At 48.1% G+C, this 20,037-nt stretch carries 24 protein-coding genes; 8 read left to right on the forward strand and 16 right to left on the reverse strand.

Annotation, left to right across the window (positions count from 1 at the left end):
• Positions 1–35: 35 nt before the first annotated feature.
• Entirely contained in the window at positions 36–467 is a 432-nt protein-coding gene (locus EAS44_RS06650) for a carboxymuconolactone decarboxylase family protein (RefSeq protein WP_000209797.1), read from the reverse strand.
• 87 nt (positions 468–554) lie between these two features.
• Here EAS44_RS06650 and EAS44_RS06655 point away from each other — a divergent pair, with 87 nt between their 5' ends.
• On the forward strand, positions 555–1,889 hold the full coding sequence (locus tag EAS44_RS06655) for a PLP-dependent aminotransferase family protein (RefSeq protein ID WP_001138429.1): 1,335 nt from the start codon (positions 555–557) through the stop codon (positions 1,887–1,889).
• A 56-nt stretch (positions 1,890–1,945) separates the two neighbouring features.
• Here EAS44_RS06655 and ygaM read toward each other — a convergent pair whose 3' ends face one another.
• Positions 1,946–2,275, reverse strand: a complete 330-nt coding sequence (ygaM, locus tag EAS44_RS06660; RefSeq protein ID WP_001295174.1) for a DUF883 domain-containing protein — start codon at positions 2,273–2,275, stop codon at positions 1,946–1,948.
• A 151-nt stretch (positions 2,276–2,426) separates the two neighbouring features.
• Here ygaM and ygaC point away from each other — a divergent pair, with 151 nt between their 5' ends.
• Positions 2,427–2,771, forward strand: coding sequence for a DUF2002 family protein (gene ygaC, locus EAS44_RS06665; RefSeq protein WP_000281320.1), 345 nt, complete (start codon positions 2,427–2,429; stop codon positions 2,769–2,771).
• A 36-nt stretch (positions 2,772–2,807) separates the two neighbouring features.
• Here the strand turns inward: ygaC and alaE are convergent, their stop codons facing one another.
• Positions 2,808–3,257, reverse strand: a complete 450-nt coding sequence (alaE, locus tag EAS44_RS06670; protein WP_000492658.1) for an L-alanine exporter AlaE — start codon at positions 3,255–3,257, stop codon at positions 2,808–2,810.
• A 667-nt stretch (positions 3,258–3,924) separates the two neighbouring features.
• On the opposite strand from alaE, the gene stpA reads away from it, so the two are divergent.
• Positions 3,925–4,329 carry a DNA-binding protein StpA gene (stpA, locus tag EAS44_RS06675; RefSeq protein ID WP_000115378.1) on the forward strand — a complete coding sequence of 135 codons (405 nt, stop codon included), beginning with the start codon at positions 3,925–3,927 and terminating at the stop codon, positions 4,327–4,329.
• A 46-nt stretch (positions 4,330–4,375) separates the two neighbouring features.
• On the opposite strand, the gene ygaP is transcribed toward stpA, so the two are convergent.
• Positions 4,376–4,900, reverse strand: a complete 525-nt coding sequence (ygaP, locus tag EAS44_RS06680; RefSeq protein WP_001229449.1) for a thiosulfate sulfurtransferase YgaP — start codon at positions 4,898–4,900, stop codon at positions 4,376–4,378.
• Positions 4,901–4,909: 9 nt separating this feature from the next.
• Positions 4,910–5,209: an ArsR/SmtB family transcription factor gene (ygaV, locus tag EAS44_RS06685; RefSeq protein ID WP_000137280.1), complete on the reverse strand. Its 300-nt coding sequence runs from the start codon at positions 5,207–5,209 to the stop codon at positions 4,910–4,912.
• Positions 5,210–5,391: 182 nt separating this feature from the next.
• Here ygaV and yqaE point away from each other — a divergent pair, with 182 nt between their 5' ends.
• Both yqaE and kbp read left to right on the forward strand, forming a co-directional pair.
• The gene (gene yqaE, locus EAS44_RS06690) at positions 5,392–5,550 is read left to right on the forward strand and encodes a YqaE/Pmp3 family membrane protein (protein ID WP_000508177.1); all 159 of its coding nucleotides are present in this window, start codon (positions 5,392–5,394) and stop codon (positions 5,548–5,550) included.
• 83 nt (positions 5,551–5,633) lie between these two features.
• Complete coding sequence (gene kbp, locus EAS44_RS06695) at positions 5,634–6,083, forward strand: potassium binding protein Kbp (protein WP_000522415.1); 450 nt, start codon at positions 5,634–5,636, stop codon at positions 6,081–6,083.
• Here the strand turns inward: kbp and csiR are convergent, their stop codons facing one another.
• From csiR to glaH, 6 genes are all read right to left on the reverse strand, one after another.
• Positions 6,084–6,746, reverse strand: coding sequence for a DNA-binding transcriptional regulator CsiR (csiR, locus tag EAS44_RS06700; RefSeq protein WP_000156818.1), 663 nt, complete (start codon positions 6,744–6,746; stop codon positions 6,084–6,086).
• A gap of 20 nt (positions 6,747–6,766) precedes the next feature.
• Entirely contained in the window at positions 6,767–8,167 is a 1,401-nt protein-coding gene (gene gabP, locus EAS44_RS06705) for a GABA permease (protein WP_001298180.1), read from the reverse strand.
• Positions 8,168–8,404: 237 nt separating this feature from the next.
• Positions 8,405–9,685 carry a 4-aminobutyrate--2-oxoglutarate transaminase gene (gabT, locus tag EAS44_RS06710; protein ID WP_001332373.1) on the reverse strand — a complete coding sequence of 427 codons (1,281 nt, stop codon included), beginning with the start codon at positions 9,683–9,685 and terminating at the stop codon, positions 8,405–8,407.
• A gap of 13 nt (positions 9,686–9,698) precedes the next feature.
• Positions 9,699–11,147, reverse strand: a complete 1,449-nt coding sequence (gene gabD, locus EAS44_RS06715; RefSeq protein ID WP_000772886.1) for an NADP-dependent succinate-semialdehyde dehydrogenase — start codon at positions 11,145–11,147, stop codon at positions 9,699–9,701.
• Positions 11,148–11,169: 22 nt separating this feature from the next.
• Positions 11,170–12,438, reverse strand: a complete 1,269-nt coding sequence (gene lhgO / locus EAS44_RS06720; RefSeq protein WP_000271879.1) for an L-2-hydroxyglutarate oxidase — start codon at positions 12,436–12,438, stop codon at positions 11,170–11,172.
• A 19-nt stretch (positions 12,439–12,457) separates the two neighbouring features.
• Entirely contained in the window at positions 12,458–13,435 is a 978-nt protein-coding gene (glaH, locus tag EAS44_RS06725; protein ID WP_000993117.1) for a glutarate dioxygenase GlaH, read from the reverse strand.
• A gap of 860 nt (positions 13,436–14,295) precedes the next feature.
• On the opposite strand from glaH, the gene EAS44_RS06740 reads away from it, so the two are divergent.
• From EAS44_RS06740 to EAS44_RS06750, 3 genes are read left to right on the forward strand one after another with little or no spacing between them, the layout of a single operon-like run.
• Entirely contained in the window at positions 14,296–15,207 is a 912-nt protein-coding gene (locus EAS44_RS06740; RefSeq protein ID WP_000154253.1) for a hypothetical protein, read from the forward strand.
• A 4-nt stretch (positions 15,208–15,211) separates the two neighbouring features.
• On the forward strand, positions 15,212–15,538 hold the full coding sequence (locus EAS44_RS06745) for an STAS-like domain-containing protein (RefSeq protein ID WP_001244589.1): 327 nt from the start codon (positions 15,212–15,214) through the stop codon (positions 15,536–15,538).
• A 28-nt stretch (positions 15,539–15,566) separates the two neighbouring features.
• Entirely contained in the window at positions 15,567–16,166 is a 600-nt protein-coding gene (locus EAS44_RS06750) for a hypothetical protein (RefSeq protein ID WP_000060412.1), read from the forward strand.
• Here the strand turns inward: EAS44_RS06750 and EAS44_RS06755 are convergent.
• The 5 genes from EAS44_RS06755 to yfdQ form a co-directional block, all read right to left on the reverse strand.
• Positions 16,158–17,330 carry a site-specific integrase gene (locus EAS44_RS06755; protein WP_000531794.1) on the reverse strand — a complete coding sequence of 391 codons (1,173 nt, stop codon included), beginning with the start codon at positions 17,328–17,330 and terminating at the stop codon, positions 16,158–16,160. The two genes, EAS44_RS06750 and EAS44_RS06755, sit on opposite strands and share 9 nt — an antisense overlap.
• Positions 17,291–17,497, reverse strand: coding sequence for a hypothetical protein (locus tag EAS44_RS06760; RefSeq protein ID WP_001331174.1), 207 nt, complete (start codon positions 17,495–17,497; stop codon positions 17,291–17,293). The genes EAS44_RS06755 and EAS44_RS06760 overlap by 40 nt, the downstream gene beginning before the upstream one ends.
• Before the next feature lie 41 nt (positions 17,498–17,538).
• On the reverse strand, positions 17,539–18,405 hold the full coding sequence (locus tag EAS44_RS06765; protein ID WP_001075212.1) for a hypothetical protein: 867 nt from the start codon (positions 18,403–18,405) through the stop codon (positions 17,539–17,541).
• Positions 18,406–18,513: 108 nt separating this feature from the next.
• A complete protein-coding gene (gene yfdR, locus EAS44_RS06770) occupies positions 18,514–19,038 on the reverse strand; it encodes a 5'-deoxynucleotidase (protein WP_000008234.1) in 525 nt (174 codons plus the stop codon).
• 127 nt (positions 19,039–19,165) lie between these two features.
• Positions 19,166–19,990 (reverse strand): YfdQ family protein, encoded by an 825-nt coding sequence (yfdQ, locus tag EAS44_RS06775; protein ID WP_000081287.1) that lies wholly within the window; start codon positions 19,988–19,990, stop codon positions 19,166–19,168.
• Positions 19,991–20,037 lie beyond the last annotated feature (47 nt).

Here is a 20,037-nt window from a genome sequence, read left to right on the forward strand (position 1 = left end):
GTTTTTTTGCCGGGCAAATACCCGGCATCAAGAAGTTACATCCGCATGGAAACGGCCAGACGGTTAAAACAATTCATCAGCCCGATGGCAAACGTTAAGTCGCTGATCTCTGCTGCGCTGAAATGCTCAAGCAAAGGCTGATAAACCTCGTCTTCCGCATGGGTTCTGGCAATTTCGGTTACCGATTCCGCCCATGCCAGCGCCGCCCGCTCGCGTTCATCAAAATGATGGCTTACGCGCCAACCTGCCAGGGCGTCCAGTTTGTGCTGTGGCACGCCGGATTTGCGCAATGCTTTGCTGTGCATCTCCAGACAAAATGCGCAGCCGTTGATTTGCGAGACGCGCAAATAAACTAACTCCATCAACGTGGTATCCAGCGTGCTATTTTCCAGTGCCGTTTTGGCCTGCACTAGTGCGTTATACACTGCCGGGCTAAGTTCGTAGTAAGGCTGACGTAATGTAGTCATACAGTTTCTCCTCTTATTAACGCCCGCAATGTAGCACTATAATGGACTGCTAAAGAGAGCCATAAATTACCTAAAAAAGCAGACCATATGCCGCGCTATCAGGATATCGCCCGTCAGTTAAAAACGGCTATTGAGCAAGGGGAACTGAAACCCGGCGCAAGGCTGCCTTCAAGTCGTACCTGGTCGCAGGAGCTGGGGGTGTCTCGATCCACTGTCGAAAATGCGTATGCTGAGCTGGTGGCGCAAGGATGGCTGATCAGGCGGGGACAGGCTGGCACATTTGTCAGTGAGCGGATATATCCGCAACAATCTACTGTACAAGTTGTAGCTTTTGCCGGTGAAAGTCAGCAACCGTTGCCATTTCAAATGGGATTACCCGCACTCGATCTCTTTCCGCGAGAGCTGTGGGCGCGGGTGATGGGGCGTCGCCTTCGTACCCAGACGCGCTTTGATTTGGCGTTAGGCGATGTCTGCGGTGAGGCGGCGTTGCGCGAGGCAATAGTTGATTACTTACGCGTTTCACGTGGGATTGATTGTCAGCCAGAGCAGGTCTTTATCACTCACGGTTATGCGGCCTCAATAGCTTTAATTCTGCACGCGCTGGCGAAACCGGGAAACGGGATGTGGATAGAAGATCCCGGCTTTCCACTGATTCGCCCGATTGTCACTCGCCATGATGTGGAAATTTTGCCTGTGCCGGTTGATGACAATGGACTGGATATCACAAGCGGAATACAAAATTATCCTGATGCGCGTTTTGCCCTGATAACACCAGCACACCAAAGTCCGCTGGGTGTGGCGCTCTCTTTAGCGCGCAGGCATCAGATACTGGAATGGGCAGATCGTAGTCAGGCATGGATTATTGAAGATGATTATGACAGTGAGTTTCGCTATCACGGTAAGCCGTTACCGGCGTTAAAAAGTCTCGACGCACCGCAGCGGGTAATTTATGCCGGAACATTCAGCAAAGCGCTATTTCCTGCATTGCGCTGTGCGTGGCTGGTGGTGCCGGTGAAGCAAATTGCACAATTCCGCCACCAGGCGTCACTGGCTCCATGTGCGGTACCTGTTCTATGGCAGAACACACTGGCAGACTTTCTTCGCGAGGGGCATTTCTGGCGGCATCTGAAGAAAATGCGTCAGCATTATGCTCAACGTCGGCAATGGATTGAGCAAGCGTTGACGCAGCAAGGATTTCAGGTTGTGCCGCAGAAAGGTGGTATCCAGATGGTGATCAGAATGATAGGCGATGATATTGCCCATGCGCGTAAAGCCAATGCTGCAGGCCTTGCGGTGCAGGCACTTAGCGACTGGCGTATCCGTTCAAGTGGGGAAGGTGGATTACTGCTTTCGTTTACTAATATCGTTAACGAAGGTATGGCGCGACAGGTAGCACAACAATTACGTAAAGCCTTAAGCTAAAAAACCCCGAAGCCAGGCTTCGGGGTCAAAGACGCGTATTTATTATCATTTTTGCACTACGATTTGCGCATGCTTAACAGTGCGCCGATAAAAATACCCACCGCTGCCGCTGTACCCACACTACACCAGGGTCTTTCACGAACAAAAGAATCCGCGCAGCCAACGGCATCACGCGCGGCTTGCTGGACGCGAGTACGACCATGCATTCGCGCCCTGGTTTCTTTCAGTAGAGCCTGCGCTTTACTACGAGCGGCTTCGGCTTCCCCTTTGGCGTCGCTGCCCCAGGACTTCAATACAGATTCGAGACTATCAGCTAATTGATTGACATCATTCTGGATATCCTGCACGCCATCATCAACGTCGTTGCGGTTCGGTCGGTTAAACATATGATCCCCCATTAGAATTCGATGTAATTTTCAGTGTAGACCATAATTTTCTTAACTGAGGTTCATCGCGGCTTTATGGACTTTTCTGAAAGCGTTGTGAATGCGCAATCAGGTAAGGTAGGCCCGCGGTTGATAATAACGAGGATCAAATATGTATTTACGACCAGACGAGGTGGCGCGCGTACTTGAAAAAGTCGGTTTTACTGTCGATGTGGTAACCCAGAAAGCGTATGGTTACCGCCGTGGGGAAAATTATGTCTATGTTAATCGCGAAGCGCGAATGGGACGTACCGCCCTGGTGATTCATCCAACATTAAAAGAACGTAGTTCAACACTGGCTGAACCCGCTTCCGATATTAAAACTTGCGATCATTACCAGCAATTTCCGCTCTATTTAGCAGGCGAGCGACACGAGCATTACGGTATCCCGCATGGCTTTAGTTCGCGTGTTGCGCTTGAACGTTATTTGAATGGTTTATTTGGCGAAGCCAGTTAAAGACGCGACTGGCGATGCCAGTCGCGAAAAGAAGGGTCAGGCTTTTACCTGCTGGTAACGGCTGACTTTAAACAGTCGGCGGCAATAATCGAGGAAGTAGCCATAAACCGCCCCCATCAACATCGAAACAACGATGTTTGAACTGACCGCCGCCATAATCTGATGCCAGTCTGCGCCCACCACTAACAAGATCGCCACATACACCGGTGACTGGAACGTCACATAAGCCATGATATCCGCCAGATTTTTTATCCAGCCCGACGGGCTAACTTTGCGTGCTGCGCGCATAAACAGATCGCGGTACATACCGTATGGCCATGCAATTAAGATGTTCACCGGAATCGCTACCAATCTGGAATAAAAAGACTGTTCGAAACTCATTCCGGAGAGGAAAACTTCAATACACATGTTCACGACAGAACAGTAAACAACCATCGCGAACGTATCTGCAACTGCATGACGCAAGCGTGACTGCGGTGAGAACATGCTAATGCTCCTTAATAAAAGCGTAATGGGATGTGAATGGAGATGAAAGCAGTGGATCTCATTGCCATCTGCATTTTCGCATAGCGTATATCGCTGGCTATGACTAATCAATTAGTGAAAAATTTTTATTTAATCTGTTTTTGTAGATAAAATATTCCGTAACGGCGCGTTTTTTGTACATTGTGGATTTTTACATGCCGATATGATTTGTTTTTAATTAAATCAATTGGATATGTGTTTACCTTTATTTTCACTCATGAAGGTTTGGGGGGGAGGTAACGCTATAAGCGTAGAGAATTCGGTGTATGTAGTGATCGGGTCATTTTCAGCATTTTTTATGCCAGATAATGTACATTGACAGCAGAAAGCACCAGTGATAGATGTTTTCTTTTATTCTGTTGAGTTGCATTTTTATTCACTTTGGTTTTGTCGGGCTTGCGGAATTAGCGAGCAGAGAGCGCCGCTCTGTTCACCAATAACCTAAATTACTCATCAAAATGGCTAATATATAATCTTGAAATTATTCTGAGAGTTTCAGAAAATAACAGCTGAAATAATCTCGTGCAGGACTGTAAATAGATTAAATTTTGTGGAAATATAATAAGTGATCGCTTACACTACGCGACGAAATACTTTTTTGTTTTGGCGTTAAAAGGTTTTCTTTATTATGTCCGTAATGTTACAAAGTTTAAATAACATTCGCACCCTCCGTGCGATGGCTCGCGAATTCTCCATTGACGTTCTTGAAGAAATGCTCGAAAAATTCAGGGTTGTCACTAAAGAAAGACGTGAAGAAGAAGAACAACAGCAGCGTGAACTGGCAGAGCGCCAGGAAAAAATTAGCACCTGGCTGGAGCTGATGAAAGCTGACGGAATTAACCCGGAAGAGTTATTGGGTGATAGCTCTGCTGCGGCACCACGCGCTGGTAAAAAACGCCAGCCGCGTCCGGCGAAATATAAATTCATCGATGTTAACGGTGAAACTAAAACCTGGACCGGTCAGGGCCGTACACCGAAGCCAATCGCTCAGGCGCTGGCAGAAGGTAAATCTCTCGACGATTTCCTGATCTAATTACTGAGGCCGGATGTTGCTGCTATGGCGCGTCCGGCGTCGCTTCTCAAGCTCGTTGGTTCCACGGCATCTTATCTAACAACCTTGCCATCCCACAAAAACCGCTAATTCCTGCAAACAGTAACCCGGCACCAACAAAGCCGCTTAATAAGAAGAAACCGCTATTTACGGTATAACCTAGTATAACGCCGATTAATATTAAACCACCCGCAGCGATCTGCACCTGGCGCATTAACGGCAAGGGTTGAGATTTATTTACCGCTACTGGTAATCCTGCTTTTTTCCAGCCATCAATCCCATCTTCGAGTAAAAAGATTTCTGCGGGGGCGGCAATCGCTGCTAATTTATCGGCGTTATTACTGGTGCGTTTACCTGCCTGGCAGTGGAATATTATTTGCTCGCGACGTAATTTAGCCGGAAGACCTGACTGTTCCAGCACGGATAATGGAGCCAGATCTGCTTCAGGAATATGTTCACGAAGATATTCATCAGCGTCACGAATATCGATTAACTTTGCGCCGCGTGCGATTAATTCTTGTGCATCATGCGGCGAAATGGTTGTCAAAGCCATAGTGACTCCTTACGGACAATAGACATTTTTCAGGGTGGCGATAATGGCATTTACCGCCTCATTTTTAATGGAATATAGAATGCGTTGGGCATCCCGTTGGCTGTCGATAAGCCCTTCGTCCCGCATACGAGCGAGATGCTGTGATGTTGCAGAGGCACTTAGTCCGGTAATGCGCGTCAGCTCTCCCGCACTGGTGCCGGGGGAACCGCTAAGCATGCACAGAATCAGCAACCGTTTAGGGTGGCTCATTGCTTTCAATAAGGCCGCTGCCTGTTCGGCACTAGCCTGTAATTGCGCGAGTTCAGTCATAGATATTTAAGTATTTTCTAAATTAAGTAAACTCTAAACTAAAAATGCAACATATACCAGCCTCAGCAGCGTAAATGAGAGTAAAAGCGTAAGCTGAAACTGGCAGGCTCCGCTAAAATTACTACGCTTAAGAGATAAAATCTCTTTTTAAACAATGAGTAATTTTCTTATAGGGAGTACATATGGGTTTCTGGAGAATCGTCATCACCATCATTCTGCCGCCGCTCGGCGTGCTGCTCGGTAAAGGGTTCGGTTGGGCGTTCATTATTAATATTCTGCTGACACTGCTTGGGTATATCCCCGGTTTGATTCACGCGTTCTGGGTGCAAACCCGCGATTAAACCTGTGTTCACCCCCGCGGCGTTAACGCGCCGCGTTCCTCTGCTACACTTTCTGAGTGTTTCCGTTAACGAATGAGGTAGCTATGGGTCTGTTCAATTTTGTGAAAGATGCCGGAGAAAAACTCTGGGACGCGGTTACAGGTCAGCACGATAAAGACGATCAGGCGAAGAAGGTGCAGGAGCATCTGAACAAAACCGGTATACCTGATGCCGATAAAGTGAACATTCAAATTGCCGACGGCAAAGCGACGGTCACGGGTGACGGCTTAAGTCAGGAGGCGAAGGAGAAAATCCTTGTTGCGGTGGGGAATATTTCCGGTATTGCCAGTGTCGATGATCAGGTGAAAACGGCGACACCAGCCACTGCCAGCCAGTTTTATACCGTTAAGTCTGGCGACACTCTGAGTGCCATTTCCAAACAGGTCTACGGTAACGCTAATCTGTACAATAAAATCTTCGAAGCGAATAAACCGATGCTAAAAAGCCCGGATAAAATTTACCCGGGGCAAGTGTTGCGTATTCCTGAAGAGTAGTTAATTGCCAGCCATCGCCTGCTGGATAATGGGAATTGGCGTCAGTAAATGCTGGCGCATTAACTCACTGGCGCGCGCGGTATCTCGCGCCAGTACCGTCGCAGTCAGGGTCTGGTGCTGATCGTGTTTATCTTCCAGCATTTCCACCGAAAGCACTGTTCGCCGCAGCCAGATAAATCGATAACGCGCTGCCAGATCAAACAACCGTTCACGCATTTGCAGCAAATAGTAAGAACCACAGCCCGCCACAATTGCAGTATGAAACGCCTGATGACGCAGATCCCACTCATCAAGCATTTTCTCACTGGCGTCACAGGCCTCAAGCTTACTGAGCAGATGCGCCTTCGCAAGAACGTCTGCCTCCCATTCATCGCCACCGCGGGCAATCGCCAGACTCACCAGCATCGCTTCCATATTGGCGCGGGCGTCGAAAATATCGAGCAGCTCCTGCTCTGACATAGACGCCACCCGATACCCTTTTTGATTCACCACCGTGACCAGTCGTTCTGCCACCAGTTGCGAAAGCGCCTCCCGCAACGGTCCGACGCCAAGTGCATAACGCGATGTCAGCAAACTCATCCGTAATTTTTCATCCGGCTGAAAATTGCCGCGAATAATATCGTTCTTCAGCCAGCGATAGCCATCCAGAGAGGTAATGGTCATGGTGTGACTCCTGATCATTATCAGCGCGTATTATGAATGGGTGTTTTTTGCCACATTATCAGCTTTTTCCAGCGAGCCATAATTGGCACGGTACAGATAATCCCAATCGCTAATAAGCCGGTGGAGAGCACTTCTAACTGTTGCGCCGGGCGGAATAGCATCACTACCAACACAAAGGTAATAAAACCGATTACCAGCCAGGTGAGCCACGGATAAAGCCACATCCGCAGGCGAATTTCGCTTCCTTCTGCTCGCAGAATTTTGCGCATCCGCAATTGTGAAACGGCGATGACTAAATAAACCAGCAGGGCGATAGCGCCGGAGCTGTCGATCAGAAATTTAAACACCTTCGCAGGCGCGTAATAGTTCACCACCACCGTTAAGAATGCCGCGCCGGTGGAGAGTAACACCGCTACGTACGGGGTTTTACTGCGGTTGATTTTACCCATTACCGCGGGAGCATCACCGCGACGGCTTAAGGAGTAGAGCATCCTGGAAGCGGTATACAGCGCCGAGTTCAGGCAACTGGTTACGGAAAGTAATATCACGCAGTCCATGATTAATTTCGCATGAGGAATATTGAGCAATTCCAGAACCGAGCGATAAGAACCAACGGCTTTCAGCCCTGGCATATTCCACGGGATTAATGCCACAACGACAAAAATAGAACACAAATAGAAAATAGAGATACGCCAGATAACCGAGTTGGTGGCGCGGACAATATGTTTTTCCGGCGTGTCGGATTCCGCGGCGGCAATGGTGACAATTTCTGCGCCCATAAACGAGAACATGGTGATCAACATCGCGCTTAATACCGCACCGAAGCCGTTGGGCATAAAGCCGCCGCTATCCCACAATCTTGAAATACCGCTCACGTCGGCATACGGGTAAAAACCGCTAATTGCGACTGCACCAAGGAAAATAAAGGCCAGGATAGCGATGACTTTACACAGCGCCAGCCAGAACTCAAATTCGCCGTAGTTTTTAACGCTTAATAAATTACTGCCGGTTAAGGCGAGGGTAATGACGAGGGAAAATAACCAGATGGGAATGCCTGGAACCCACGAGTGCAGGATCATGGCGGCGATGTTGGCTTCAAGTGGGATAACCAGTACCCAAAACCACCAGTACAACCAGCCGATGGTATAGCCCGCCCAGCGGCCAATGGCTTTATCGGCATAGGTGGAAAACGAACCGGTATCGGGCGTGGCAACTGCCATTTCCGCCAACATCCGCATAATCATAACCACCAGTAATCCGGCGAACAGATAGGCCAGTAATACCGCCGGGCCCGCTTCGGCGATGGCGACGCTGGAACCGACAAACAGACTTGCGCCGATAACACCGGCAATAGACAACATGGTGACGTGGCGTGACTTCAGCCCGCCGCCTAACTCATGTGGTTGCGATGATTGCCCCATCCTGAATCCTCTCGAAAGTGTGTCACTTGGGAGAGCGCCCCGACATTTCCCGCGTCGGGTCACGCGTGTAATTGTTATTGATTCTTTTTACCGGAGAGCGGCTCCGCCTTATCCGGCCGACATAGATTTATTCCTGTTCACATACAGATTGTCGGATGCAGCGTAAACGCTTTATCCGACCTGGATTCGCGTAGGCCGGACAAGACGCGCAGCGTCGCCTCCGGCATGGGTACGGATCTACTGCTTCGCCTCAGCAAAACACTGGCTGATGATCTCCAGACCCTGACGGATCTGAGCGTCTTCAATGGTGAGCGGTACAAGGATGCGCAGCACGTTGTTATACGGGCCGCAGGAGAGAAGAATCAGGCCTTTATCGCGGGCACGCGCCACGATCTCGGCGGTGAGTTTGGCGTCCGGTTTGCTGTGATCGCCATCTTCAAACAGCTCGATGGCAATCATCGCTCCCAGCCCGCGTACGTCGCCGATCTCAGTATGTTTTTCGGCTATCGCCAGCAATCCGTCTTTCAGTTTCTGCCCCAGATCGTTGGCTTTTTGCAGCAGATTTTCCTGCTCAAACACTTTTAACACTTCCAGCGCCGCTACGCAGGCAATCGGGTTACCGGCATAGGTGCCGCCCAGACCGCCTGGAGCGACGGCATCCATCACTTCCGCGCGCCCGGTGACGCCCGCCAGCGGGAAGCCGCCCGCGATCGATTTCGCAAAGGTGGTGAGATCTGGTGCCACGCCCATTTGCTCCATCGCAAACAGCGTGCCGGTACGCCCTGCGCCGCTCTGCACTTCATCGGCAATCAGCATGATCCCGTGCTCGTCACACAGCGCGCGTAAACGCTGCATAAAGGCTGGCGTCGCGGCGTAGAAACCGCCTTCGCCCTGAACGGGCTCAATCACGATGGCGGCGATATCTTCCGGCGCGGCGTCATTTTTGAAGATCCGGTGGATGCTGGCGATAGCGTCATCCTCGCTTATGCCGTGCAGCGGGCAAGGATAAAGCGCGCGATAAACATGACCCGGCATCAGCCCCATGCCCGCAGAGTATGGATTCACCTTGCCGGTCAGCGCCAGTGTGTAATGCGTGCGCCCGTGATACGCACCGCTAAAGGCGATAGTACCGCTACGTTTAGTGGCGGCGCGGGCGATTTTCACCGCATTTTCCACCGCTTCGGAACCGGTCGTAACCAGCAGAGTTTTCTTGGCAAAATCGCCCGGCACCTTCTGATTCATAATCTCGCACAGTTCAAGATACGGCTCGTAAGCCAGCACCTGGAAGCAGGTGTGCGACAGTTTTTTCAACTGCGCTTCCACCGCCGCAACCACTTTCGGATGCAGGTGCCCGGTATTGAGCACCGCAATCCCGCCCGCGAAATCAAGATACTCACGGCCTTCAACGTCCCACACCCGGCAGTTTTCCGCGCGGTCAGCGAAAATCGGGTGAATTTGCCCAACGCCACGGGGAATCGCCTGACTGCGGCGCTGCATTAACTCTTTATTGCTGCTCATTCGCATTCTCCAGTTAAAGACCGATGCACATATATTTGATTTCTAAGTAATCTTCGATGCCATACTTCGAACCTTCACGACCCAGACCCGAGGCTTTAATGCCGCCAAACGGGGCCACTTCATTGGAAATAATGCCGGTGTTGATGCCGATGATGCCGTACTCCAGTGCTTCGCCCACGCGGAAGACGCGGCTTAAATCACGGGCGTAGAAATAGGCTGCAAGGCCAAATTCGGTGTCATTGGCTTGCGCAATCACATCGGCTTCATCTTTAAAACGGAACAGCGGGGCGAGGGGGCCAAACGTCTCTTCTTTCGACACTTTGGCGTTAGCCGGAACGTCCACCAGAATGGTCGGCTGGAAGAAGTTACCGCCGCGTTCATGTGCTTTACCGCCGCAAACCACGCGCGCGCCTTTCTCCAGCGCATCGGCAATATGCTCTTCCACTTTTGCTACCGCTTTTTCATCGATCAGCGGCCCGATGGTGACGCCTTTCTCCAGCCCGTTGCCGATGTGCAGTTTGCTCACCGCCTGCTGCAATTTTTCGGCAAAGCGGTCATACACGCCGTTCTGCACATACAGGCGGTTGGCGCAGACGCAGGTTTGCCCGGCGTTACGGAATTTCGAGGCCAGCGCGCCTTCCACGGCTTTATCGAGATCGGCATCGTCAAAGACAATAAACGGTGCGTTGCCGCCCAGCTCCAGCGACACTTTTTTGATGTCTTTCGCGCACTGTTCCATTAACTGACGGCCAATTTCGGTCGAGCCGGTAAACGACAGCTTGCGCACCAGCGGGTTGCTGGTCAGTTCGTTACCGACCGCGCCCGCCGAACCGGTGACTACGTTAAACACGCCAGCCGGAACGCCCGCGCGAATCGCCAGTTCTGCCAGCGCCAGCGCAGAGAACGGCGTCTGACTGGCGGGCTTCAGCACCATCGTGCAGCCTGCCGCCAGCGCCGGACCGGCTTTACGGGTAATCATCGCCGCCGGGAAGTTCCACGGCGTGATAGCCGCGGTGACGCCAATCGGCTGCTTGATAACAATCAGGCGTTTATCGGCCTGATGACCGGGAATGGTGTCGCCATAAATACGTTTGCCTTCTTCTGCAAACCACTCAATAAATGAGGCGGCGTAGCTGATTTCGCCTTTCGCTTCAGCCAGTGGTTTGCCCTGTTCGAGGGTCATCAGGCGCGCTAAATCGTCCTGATGCTCCATCATTAAATTGAACCAGTTGCGCAGAATGTTGGCGCGTTCTTTGGCAGTGAGCGCACGCCAGACGGGCAGGGCGCGGTTGGCGGCGTCGATAGCGGCGCGGGTTTCATCAGCGCCCATTTTCGGCACGCTACCCAGCTTGTCGCCGTTCGCCGGATTGGTGACGTCGATGACCTCGCCATTGTTGGCGTCCAGCCATTCCCCGTTAATCAACGCCTGCTGGCGGAATAAGTTACTGTCGTTAAGTTTCATCGCTACATCCTGTTTTCAAAGGTTATTGATTAAATGCGGCGTGTAAGGCATCCACACTACGTGCCGCTCGCAGCGTGCGTCCGGGGTTACTCTGGCTTGCCAACAGCGTTTGTACCTTGCTGACAATATGCGCACCAATAGGAATTGCTGATGTCGCTGCCGGGGAGGGCGCATTACAGGTGTGGATCGTGCGCGGGGTGGTGACAAACAGAAAATCGTCAATCAGCTTGCCGTCCGGCGATACCGCCTGCGCCCGCACACCGGCGGGCCAGGGCTGGAGATCGCTTAACGAAAGCCGGGGACAATACTTTTGCACCAGCCGCAGATAGCCGCTTTTGCACAGCGAGTTTTTCATCTCGCCCAGTCCTGAGCGTAGATGGTTTTGCAGCACCCGGCGAATCCCCGACGAGCCCAAAATTTCCAGCGTGTCGCTAAATGAGAAGTCGCGCTTACGATAGCCTTCGCGTTTGAAAGCCAGCACCGCGTTTGGCCCGACGGTCACACTGCCGTCGATCATGCGGGTGAGATGCACGCCCAAAAACGGCATTGCCGGGTCGGGAATGGGGTAAATCAGGTGGTTAACAATCTGGTTATGCTCCGGCGCAAGGCGGAAATACTCGCCGCGGAACGGGCAGATAATAAAGCCCGGTTCGAGGCCGAGCATTTTCACCAGCCGGTCAGCCATCAGCCCGGAACAGCTAATCAGCGTCGATGCTTCATATTCACCGCCCTGACGGGTACATATCACCACGCCGTTTTTATGCTCACTGAGGGCGCTGACTTCGGCGTTATAGATAATCTCACCGCCTCTGGCCTGAAAAATTTTTGCCATTGCCGCCGTCACTTCGCGGTAGCTGACAATGCCGCTGGACGGCACAAAAATACCGCCCAGCCCGGTGATATTTGGTTCGCGCTCGCGCAGCTCTTCGGCGTTTAACCACTCGCGATCGATTCCGTTCGCCGCCGTGCGTTCCCATAAGGCGCGCATCCGTTCCATTTCGAGTTCAGACGTGGCGACCAGCATCTTGCCGCAGTTGTCGTAGCGAATACCGTTTTGATCGCAAAAGGCTTTGGTGGCGCGGTTTCCTGCCAGGCAAAACTGCGCCTTCAGGCTGCCGGGCGTGTAATAGACCCCGGCATGGATTACGCCACTGTTGTGGCCCGTCTGGTGACAGGCCGGGCCGGGCTCTTTTTCCAGCAACGCTATGCGGGCATCCGGATAAACATCAATTAGTTGCATGGCGGTCGACATGCCGATGATGCCGCCGCCAATAATCAAAAAATCATACATCCGCTCAATTCCTTTGCGCTTACTGATGCGTCTGGTAGTGGTGAGTGGCGTAAGCGAAATAGCCACGCTGACGCATCAGTTCACGGCGCAGATCCGGGTGCGGAGTAAAGCGGTCGCGACCGTGCAGCCAGAACAGGTTGTTAATCAACAGGAATTTGCCAACGGGAACGGGTACAGAAAGAATGCCTTTACTGGTTTCAATGGCGTCCGAAAGCTCGCTCAACCACACGCCTTCTTCGAAGTCTTTCGGCTGGACAAACTGGTCGATATAGCGCATCACCGGGCGGCCCTGCTGATCGACATCGAACACCGGATGGAAGACATCTTTGCTGACGTTTTTGCTCGGCGGCGCGGCAAAGCGCATCGGACGGCGCGCCAGCGGATGGCGGAAAAAGTGGTCCAGATGTTCCCAGTCATCGAGATGCAGCAGCAGCGAGTTACCGCCCTGCATGTTTTGCTCGTCGATTTTCATCATCAGCACGTAATCAGTGATCTCTTCAACGTAAGTGCCGTCGTTGTGCAGCTCCATTACGCGGTGCGGCTGACGAAGATAGCTGTCTGAGTTATCAACATTTTTCACCACGAAACGCGCGTAATACTGACCGCTCATGGCGTCAAAATTGGAGCGACCAATCAGATGCGCCACCGCCGTCGCCAGCTTCACCATCTCATCCGCCTGCGCGACATCATCGATACCCACCGCATTGATCAACAGCGCACCTTCAGCGCGGTTTAACAGGGTCTTCAACAGCAGCGGTTGCAGCTGATTCGCACACAGATCGTCGAGAATTTTGCCTACCCGAAAACGCAGAAACGATTTGTACTCCAGCGCCTGCACGGGCCACTCGGCAACCTGTTCGAGGAACCGATTGGTCGTCTGTTCGGTGAAGGTGAGTTCCAGCAGACGCGGGGATTGCGCCGACGGGATGAGAGTGAATCCGCTATAGTCCTGGCCTGAATCGACAGCGTTATTTTGTACGGCGGTCAGTGCATTCATCAGAAGCGATCCTCTTATGAGATGTAGGGTGACATGGCGATGCTCATTTCGTAGCCATAATCTAAAAATATCTACATTTCTGAAAAGTGCGCATAAAAGTTACATATTGTTTTCTTATTGTGATCAAAAACAACAAATTAATAACAAATAATGTGAGGGATAAGAATTGGGTTGAAAGGAAATGAATAATTAAAACAATATATTAAGTGTGCTTATACTCTTTTTCGAACTGGTGGCATTTGTTTAAATGCTATTTAAACTGCTTTTTCAGAGTTCAACTTACTGAGTTCCGTGTCGACTAATGTGAGTAAGATCAATCGCATCCAACCTATGTTACTTGATGGAATCGATAACAATATTAATGAATATACAGATTCCGGGAAGGCTGGCTATGGGGGCAAATTATTCTCTTTCTGGCAACGGGTAAATAACAGTGACCATTTGTCGAGAAGCTGATACTGAGCTGAGGGATACTGTATATGTCTGGACTGTAATTGGATGAATTCTATTCAGGGCGGGTCAGGACCAATAAAAAAGCCCGCATCAGCGGGCTTTAATGTCATAGGGAGTCGCGACTCCGTTGCGTATCCTTTTTTGTCTCCTCACCGTCTGGTCGGTGTCCTGCTGAGACTTATAACTTCCTGTTTTTGTTGGTGTAGTCCTTACACCGTCCAATCATGATTGGCTGGCGGGAGTTGAACCCGAGTCCAAATATCACTAACTTGATGTAATTAATGATTTTTTCGACATTAACTATCTTGCGGATCTTACACGTATCTTTTACTGTTATATCCCAGTCTTCATAACCAACTATGAATAGTAGATAATCTATAAATCCATCGTATAAGAATGACATCGCTATGACCATACTGGTACCCCCAAGCAAATTTTGCATTTACTCAGATGATTCTAGGGCTGGGACATTGAACTTCATCAACTCGATTGAATCGATTGGAGTAAAAAATAAAGGTCGAGTTATAGTTGATTTGTCCAAGGTAAAATTTGCCTCAGCTGCGGCATCGGTACTGTTCTTTGCCATAGTAAATAGAGCTCAATTTTTAACCCGGGACCCTAATTTTATACGTTTTAAATGGCCTAAAAAGGATGATAACCCATCTGGGCATAGATGGATCGTTGGTACTGGACTTGCTCGTGCTTTGCTTGCTGGCACAGAAGAGAAACTGAATGCACTTACGAGGGAGGAACGATACTTTCAGTCAGCTGTCGAACCTTACGAGCATATTGTTGAAACAGTACTCATGCTGCAGAAAAGTGCTCTGCTTAATAATGAACAGTTAGGCTTACTGCTGACAGCGATTAGTGAAGCTTTGCTCAATGTTTCTCATCATGCGTATGAAGATGAGGGGTTCGAGTCAGATATTCAGCTTCTCAAAGGTAAACGATGGTGGCAGTGCGCTTGGTTCAATCGTGATGAAAATAAAGTCGTTTTTATCGTTTGTGACCTTGGATTGGGGATTTATAGAAGTTTCGTGCCTAATGGTGATGGTCATAGCATTCAAAACGAAGTATCTTCTGTGGAAAGAGCTATGTTAGTAGGGGAATCCCGCTTTGTTGGTTCCGGACGGGGAAATGGCTCTGAAGATATCAAGAGACCTATTGGGGCAGGTTGTGAGGATAATGAGACACTTCTGATACTAATAGGAAGGGCTCGTTATAGCTATAATTCTAATGACAGTAGTCCTCGATGTGAGAAGCTAGCTGAGTACATACCGGGTACTTTACTACAATGGTCGCTGGTTCCCAGGAGATGATTTTATGAGAAATATCGTCATAGCGAAGGAGTTCTCCAGAACACCTTTCGGACGTTACACAACGGATAGCCCACACAGTGCGGAAAGATTTCGTAGAGAGTTTTTGGTGCCTGCGCTGAAGGGTACTGAACAGGAGATTGTGGTTGATTTTCGCGGTATAGCACTGGGTGTTGGTTCCTCTTTCTTAGAAGAGGCGTTTGGAGGTCTCATCCGTAAGGAAGGGATACCTAAAGCCAACGTTAAAGCACGTTTGATTATAAAAAGTGATGTTCCGTTCTACAAAGAACAGATTGATAAATTTATTGATTTAGCACAACCAGAAAGAGTATAAGAGGCGATAGTTGATCAGTACGGAACCAATGTCATTAGTAGCACAAATAGGACAGTATTCGTGGTGTATCACAGTAGTTAGCGTCTGCTTAGTTTTCATTGGATGGCGAGTTGCGTACAATAATTCTGTAAAACTGGCGACACGTTCTGAATCGAAATCAATTATTGATGCTATTTCAAAGTTAGTTATTGAAATTTCTGATATTTCTTCTAACTATTGGCTCAGTCAGACAACTCAACCTAAAATTAGAGCATCAAAGCATCGATTGTTAAGGTTGCAAAAGGATAGAACAAAGGCTTCTGTTTCATACTTGTTAACTATCTTGGCTAAAGCTCAACAAGTTTCCAAACTGATTTGCATTTTGGAAAGCAGAGGACTGTATATACCTGACGAGGTGTTCTCATCTGTACTAGAGAAAGCAACTCTGGATTGTGAGGTCGCTCACAAGCTTTCAGATGCCGATCGCCCGGTTAAAGCACAAGAAGTAATTGATGCTTGTATGGGAGTTATCGAAGCGTTACATACTTCTTTTCAAAGGTACCACCCTCCCAAAAAGGATCGTACCTTTATGCAAAGGTTAAAAATTTGGTTTCAAACAGTAGACGATTGGCATAATGACTTAAAATAAAGCCTTTTTATCCTTGATACTTGCCCTCCCATCATACTCTTTCAAGTATTGTCCATAGTGCCTGAATAACATTTCAGGCCCTTTATGGCCCATTTGAGCCGCAAGCCAAAACAGGTTTGCTCCCCGGCTGATATGGCTGGTGGCGAATGTATGCCTGGTTTGATATGGGTTTCTGTAACGAATACCTGCTTTTCGCAATGTTGGCACCCATGCTTTTTTCCTAATTGCATCAGCACTTGCCCAGGGTTTATTGGTCTTTGGATCTTCAAAGACAGTAGCATCCTTCATGAATGTAAATGGCTTCTGGTTTATCAACGCCAACATTGCTTCTTCAGTCAGTTCAACTTTACGGGTACCGGCTTTTGTCTTTGTTCCTTTGATAACTCCGACAACACTTGCGCTCTGAACATGGGCTGTTTTTCCAACAAAGTCGATATCATGCCATCGTAGGGCACATAATTCAGAACTACGCAGGCCTGTATGTATGGCGAACCGGAACAGATTTTCCCATTGTTTGTTTCCGGCTGCTGCTAGTAATGCATCAACTTCTGCTGGTGATAGCGGATCAACCACATAGCTGCTTTCTGCTTCTGACTTATCACTTTGGTAGCGCGAAGCTGTTACTAACGATACGGGGTTAATTTGAAGTACCCCATCGGTCACGGCTTCATCAAGTGCTGACCGTAGGAAAGATAACTGGTTGCGAATGGTTTTTAAGGTTGTTTTCTGGCTTTGAATCCACGCTTTCAGGGTTGCTGGTGTTAATTCACTTGCAGGGCAAATGTGAAGTGAGGCTAACGCACTACGGCATTTTTTATAGCCACCAATCGTAGAGGGTGAAAGTTTTCTTGTTTCGCAGATTTCAAGATATTCGTCCAGGTACATCTTTACCGTTTTGCTTGCAGCAGCATTACCAAAAATTTTCAAACGAGCAGAACGGGGAAAATATTCTGCATAAATGAATGTTCCCCTTTCGATCTTATTATGGATTTCGCCGAGTGTACGCTCGGCGTATTTAATGTTCTTTGGTGTTACTTCCAGATTGGAAAGCGGCTCACGACATCTAACTCCTTTGTAGGTGAAAGTTATATTGATCGTTTCTCCCTGGTGGTGTTTCCTGATTGTTACGCCGCGCGGTAGTTTGAGCAGTTTTGTCTGGCCCATTTTGCAACCTCACTAAGATCAATCCACCTCTCCTTAACGCCTTCAACCTTTAAAACCTGAACACCTTCACGCCAAACACCGCGCTGTACACGTTTGTTTATTGCTTCAGGAGTTTCGCCAGTTTCTTTGCAATAAGTTGAGATAGGAACACAATCGAGGTTCAGCATACGTTTCTCCATTATCCCGTCTGCACACGGGAGCAACATTATTAACGAATAGTGTCGTTACTTTGAAGTACAGCAAATGCCATTAATACTTCTAAAGTATATCTTCTATAAAATTTAACAAAACCAACATAGAAAACATAGACGAAGAAAAAGCTAAGCATTATTGAAAGTAAACTATAAAGATAATCACTATGAGTACATAATCGATAAATAAAGGTTGGAACTGATACCCAAAATGAAATTATAAAGATTAAACATATGTTTCTGCAAAAACCATATAATGCAACATAGTTTTGAATTTTTGTTTGATGTTGTTTTGAAAACTCATAAACATAATGATATGCCAATCTGAAGAGATCATCATCAAGTCCGTTTTTATCTTGTAATAATTGGCGATTTGTTATGAACTTTTTCTCATAACCTTCTTTGATCATTAACCATGTTGTATTAGCTAAATGAAATGGTAGAGATTGAGAATAACATAGTTTTTGTGTTATAAAATCCCATAGTATTATTGGACATAATACGCATTTGATTATGCGATTCTTTATTTTTGTTTTTTTATCAGCGCTTCTCTCATCGCATGATGGGCTACAAATGCTTTCTGAGGTATCTATCAATTTTTTAAATAGATATTTGGAAGGATATCCTAATTCTTTATTCATGTATTTTTCGATAAAAAATGCTGACGTGATAGAAATAAAATGTCCAGCTATATAAGATATAATAACTATTGAAGCGTAGTTCAAAATGCCAAAGATTTGACTTTGACCTCTGAGCAATTCACTTAAGTCAATAACAATATCTAGATCGAATGTCAAACCACAGAAATACATTAATAGGATAAAAAAACCACCTGGTATTAAATATCCAAGAAAGTCATAGAATGAGAATGGATTTTGATTCATTGTTGCTCTCCAATAATTTTTCAATTTGTAATATAACCTATATCTATATGTTAATAAATTACTTATATGTTCTTTTATGGCAGAGTTTGAATTCGTACGTGCTGATTTTTACGACTCAGTTAACTCTTTAAAGCGTTCCATAAACATCCCATAGGTATGGCCTGGCGACAGTGGAATAACTTTGAACATCTCTGTTGCCGGGATACCTTCCAGTACGGGCCAGAAAGAGCCATCATCAAGCCCGAGATCGCGGCGTTCGGTTGCCAGCATGATGAGATCGGCATATTTCACGGGCGTACTCATAACCGGGGGTAACCCGTATTTCTCACGGATTACGGCGTCTATTTTTTCTTCCATCCGTTTATAGTCAGGAAGAAGGCGTTTCAGTGGCGCCGGGATGTCCTGGCAATACGCTTCTGTTGCATCATGCATTAACGCTTCAAAAGCAAATTCCTGCGGTACCAGTTGGCTGCAAAGCACCGCATGTTGGGCGACGCTGTAGAAATGTGAAAGATGTCCTGCAAAGCGACAGATATTTGAAAGAGAAACCGCGATATCGTTAATAACGATGTCGTCTTTATTTATCCTGTCATAATAAAAATGCTTCCCGGAAAAAGTTTTAATAAATGACATTTTGTTCTCCACGTATATGCGCTGCACCGCGCTGAATTCTGGTAAAAGAAAGCCCTCACCATCCGGCGATTATTGAGTCAATTACGTTTCCATAAATGCCCCCGCAGGGGCATTTGCAGTAATGAAATCAGGCGGTAAAAGTACCAATAAAGGTTTCTACTTTGCTGTCCTTGAATTTCTCAACAAGCAGATCACGAAATTCGTTAGCCATTTCTTCCTGCACTGCTTCCAGCTGAATAATGCGCAGAACCAGTACAGGACGATCGCCAGTGATAATGCTGAGGCGTAATTTAAACGGACGTTCTTTCAGGCCTTCAAACGGAACGCATTTAAATTCAAATGCCACTGGCATAATATCTTTGGTCTTCGCTTCGACAGACTCCATCAGGGAGCGTTTGCCGCTGAAGTCATTGTCTTCAAAATCAGCGGTCTGGTTTGCTTCAATCGTGATTTTACGGACTGCCGCAGCCGCTTTTGTTGCCTGAATGGCATCACCATTAGCATCAAAGCCCACAAGGTAGTCGGCCCAGTCTTCAATCCATTCTGCCAGTGACTTCTGGGAGTTACGCTCGCCGTTAACAGACAACAGAGCAGAGAACGGTGCTGTCTTTTTCAGTTTGAGAGTGGCGGTGTTATCTGCGTGACCAGGCTCATCAATAGTACCCAGGTTAAGCACACTGACGGCACGCATATTATCGGCATCGATAAAGCAGCGGGTGCCTTCATCCGCAAGATCTTTAGAATAACGGGTAAAGTCATCGATGCTGGCAGTGGAAAGCGCACCACGGAAACGGAAGCGATTTAAATTAAATTTTTCCAGATCATGAATGCGGAAATTTTCAGGTAATGCCACTGCGTCGGCACCAATCTTACTGATAATTTCATTAACACCCTGAGCAGAAATAAGGGCATGGATTTGATTAATTGCGGTTGCGTCTAAGTTCTGAGACATAATAAGTCCTCACTATATAAAGATATTCAGTGATGAGATAAATAATC

Origin of the sequence: Escherichia coli DSM 30083 = JCM 1649 = ATCC 11775, from assembly GCF_003697165.2 — a bacterium.
GTDB classification, from domain to species: domain Bacteria; phylum Pseudomonadota; class Gammaproteobacteria; order Enterobacterales; family Enterobacteriaceae; genus Escherichia; species Escherichia coli.